Annotated in this window: 2 protein-coding genes; both read left to right on the top strand. The window is 50.6% G+C overall.

Annotated features, from left to right (window positions below; genetic code table 11):
* The first annotated feature begins 14 nt into the window (after nucleotides 1-14).
* Entirely contained in the window at nucleotides 15-1,724 is a 1,710-nt protein-coding gene (locus tag V6D20_25085; GenBank protein HEY9819057.1) for a DNA methyltransferase, read from the top strand.
* 3 nt (nucleotides 1,725-1,727) lie between these two features.
* Nucleotides 1,728-2,518: AAA family ATPase (locus V6D20_25080; GenBank protein HEY9819056.1), on the top strand; the 791-nt coding region annotated here is incomplete at its 3' end.

The raw sequence follows: 2,518 nt of genomic DNA, 5'->3' as shown, positions 1-2,518 counted from the left end.
AAGATTTTCCAGTTATGCCAATTACTAATGAGTGGCCAGAATTGGCGGGAAGTGTTCAAAGTCATAAAGATCCTAAAATATATGTCGTTCAGACAAGTAATTCGATTATAGCAAGATGTATTTTACTATCAACTGATCCAGGAGATTTAGTGTTAGACCCCACCTGTGGCAGTGGCACTACTGCCTATGTTGCAGAGCAATGGGGCCGCCGCTGGATCACCATCGACACTTCCCGTGTTGCATTGGCTCTTGCTCGTAGTCGGATCATGGGTGCTCGTTACCCCTACTATTTGCTGACAGACTCCTCAGACGGACAGCAAAAAGAAGCTGAAGTTACACGTACTCCTTTCTATCAAACAACTACTTACCGGAATATTCGCCGGGGATTTGTATATCAACGCTTCCCTCGCACAATGCTGAAGTCATTTGCTCTTAATCCCGAAATCGACACCATCTACGACCAGTGGCAACCCCAGGTTGAAGCCGCCCTGGCCGACCTCAACGCCGCTCTCTTGGGGCACCCCAAACCCTACACCATCACCACCGGCGGCCGAGATGGCAAAAAGCTAGACTTCACCGCCACCGGCACCGTCAAGCTACCCTCTGGAGAAGAAGCCCCCGCCAACGCCCTCTTGGAATGGGAAGTGCCCCGGGTTGCCCCTGCCGACTGGCCCACCGCCACCCAAGACCCCCTCGCCCAGTTCTGGACAGCCCGGATCGCCCGCCAGAAGGAAATTGACGCCTCCATCGCCGCCAAAGCCGACCAAGAGTTCCTCTACGACAAACCCTACGAAGACAAAAACACCGTTCGGGTGGCTGGGCCGTTCACCGTCGAAAGCCTATCGCCCCATCGCGTTTTGATCGTGGATGAAAACGACGAATTGGTAGACCCCAACCTCACCCAACACGAGACGTCACGAGATACGCTGGGCGATCGCAGCAGTGAAGAACCGGAGTTTGCTGATGTTATCCTTGAGAACCTGAAATTTGCTGGAGTGCAGCAGGCCCACAAAGAAGACAAGATCAACTTCACCACCATCACCGGCTGGCCAGGCGAATACATCTGTGCTGAGGGTCGTTATGTGGAAGGGGAGAACGACGTTGAGAAGCGAGCTGGAATCTTCATCGGCCCAGAGTTTGGCACAGTTTCTCGGGCTGACCTAGTAGCCGCCACCCGCGAAGCTGGAGACGCTGGCTTTGACGTGCTGATTGCCTGCGCCTTCAACTACGACGCCCACTCCGCCGAATTCACCAAACTAGGCCGCATTCCAGTCCTCAAGGCCCGCATGAATGCCGACCTCCACATGGCCGACACCCTCAAAAATACTGGAGCTGGCAACCTCTTCGTCATCTTTGGAGAACCCGACATTGATATTGACGAGGTAGGCAACGGCCAAGTCCAAGTTAAGATCCACGGCATTGATGTCTTCCATCCCCAGTCTGGCGAAGTGCGATCGAGTAGTTCGGAGGCGATCGCCTGTTGGTTCATTGATACTAACTATAACGAAGAAAGCTTCTTCGTCCGCCACGCCTACTTCCTGGGAGCCAGTGATCCCTACAAATCTCTAAAAACGACGCTGAAAGCTGAGATCGATGAGGAAGTTTGGGAATCCTTATATAGTGACACCTCACGCCCCTTCGACAAACCCAAGTCAGGCCGCATTGCGGTGAAGGTGATCAACCACCTAGGGGACGAGGTGATGAAAGTGTTTAGTGTAGAGTAAAGTATGAAACTCGGTAACGCCAGGGTCATCAGCTTCATCAACCTCAAGGGAGGAGTTGGCAAAACGACAGCCGCAGTCAACGTAGCAGCCACTCTTGCCAAATCTTTTCAGATGAAGCAAGGCAACACCCAAAAGCCTACACGAGTGCTGCTCATCGATCTAGATCCCCAAAGCAATGCATCATTAACCCTGCTAAAGCCAGAGGCTTATGATCCTAACAAAACGATTGTTAACCTCTTCAAGCACGAACTCAACCGAGACGATAGCGAAGAATCCTTTGACCTCACGGACATTCGTTATGAAACCCCTGTTACAGGCCTCAATGTAGACTTGATTCCGTCTGGTCTAGAACTATTTGATATTCAAGACGAATTGGTTAAATATCAGCGATATTATCTGAGTGCAACTGATATTCTCTTTAACGCCCTCAACAAACTACGAGAATCGAAGGAACGAGCTTATACCCATATCATCATTGACTGTCCACCCAGTCTGGGCTTAGTAACTCTAAACGGCCTTGCTCTCAGCAACTATTACATCGTGCCAACCTTGCTTGATGCCTATTCCCATTGGGGACTTAGCAAAGTTATGGAGCGGGTCGAAACCCTGAAACGCTGTAAAGCCAGTTGTGAAGTGGAGCTACTTGGTATTCTTTACTCTAGAGTTGATACCCGATCAACTACTGAAAACCAACGCTGGTCTGAAGAGTTTGATGAATGGGAAAAACAGCATAGACGTAAACTCAAAGGGCGATCCAAGCTTGGCTCCGACAATCTAGTTTTTAACACACGCAT

This window comes from Candidatus Obscuribacterales bacterium, assembly GCA_036703605.1.
Lineage (GTDB): Bacteria > Cyanobacteriota > Cyanobacteriia > RECH01 > RECH01 > RECH01.
This window is presented reverse-complemented; position numbering and strand designations above follow the sequence as displayed.